The sequence below is a fragment of the Corynebacterium sp. HMSC073D01 genome, assembly GCF_001815555.1.
Taxonomy (GTDB): Bacteria; Actinomycetota; Actinomycetes; order Mycobacteriales; family Mycobacteriaceae; genus Corynebacterium; species Corynebacterium glucuronolyticum.
Map to the genome: position 1 here is coordinate 1 of NZ_KV821043.1, position 868 is coordinate 868.

Sequence of the window (868 nt, forward strand, 5' to 3'; positions counted from 1 at the left end):
AGGTTGGTGAAGTCCCAAGCCTTGCCGTTGATACACTTGGTGGCGTAGTACATGCCCACAAGCGACGCAGCTGCAACGAGACCCAGAATGGACATAATACCCGCGACGTTCACGTTGGAGCCCATGGCAGCCAACTTCGCGTTCGCGTCTTTCAACCACTGCGGCTGGTTATCCGGGTTGTTGATCTTCAGGCTATCCAGCTGCACCCGGAGCGACTCCGGAAGTGGCAGGTTCACCTGCGTAGCCAAAGCAATCAGGCCCAGCGGAACCAGGTACAGCAGCGGGTTCGCGTACCATTCCTTCGGGTCGATGCACTTTTCAATGATCGTCTTAGTATCCGCAATCGGCTTAGCCTTCGGGGTGACGGAAATCCTCAGTTCCGTCTGCGACGCCTCATTGGACATGTCCTTGGGGAACGTAACCTTCACCGTGATGAGCTTTTCCAAGCCAGTTACGGCATCCTTGGGAACCGTGATTGTCGCCTTGCCCGTGTTCCGGTCAACATCCACGGTCCAGCCTTCCGGCACCGTCGTAGTGTCCAGCGCGAAGCGGGTTCCTTCAGGTGCACCCTTATGTTCGCTGGCAGGAGTGGACGTATCGTCGAACTCTGGCGTGACGGTCACCGTCGTTCCGGATTCTGGGGTGAGCCTATCGTAGGATCCGACCCACGGGGCGTAGGTGCGCTCAATCAGATCCGGGATCTGGTTATCGTTGCGATCGGTAGGCGGCACCTTCGCCGTGCCGTCATCATTAACACCCTCGGGTTGAACGTTGGTGTCGGACTCCTTGGCGTTCGGGATCTTATCCCCATCATGGTCGCCTTCGCCATCCTTGAGCGGGTTGCCATCCGCATCAAAGTACTTGTCGC

At 57.7% G+C, this 868-nt stretch carries 1 protein-coding gene; it reads right to left on the reverse strand.

Going from position 1 to position 868, the window contains the following annotated elements; all coding sequences use genetic code 11:
* The coding region (locus tag HMPREF3044_RS13115) for a YPDG domain-containing protein (RefSeq protein WP_210400531.1) at window positions 1-868 on the reverse strand (868 nt) is incomplete at both ends.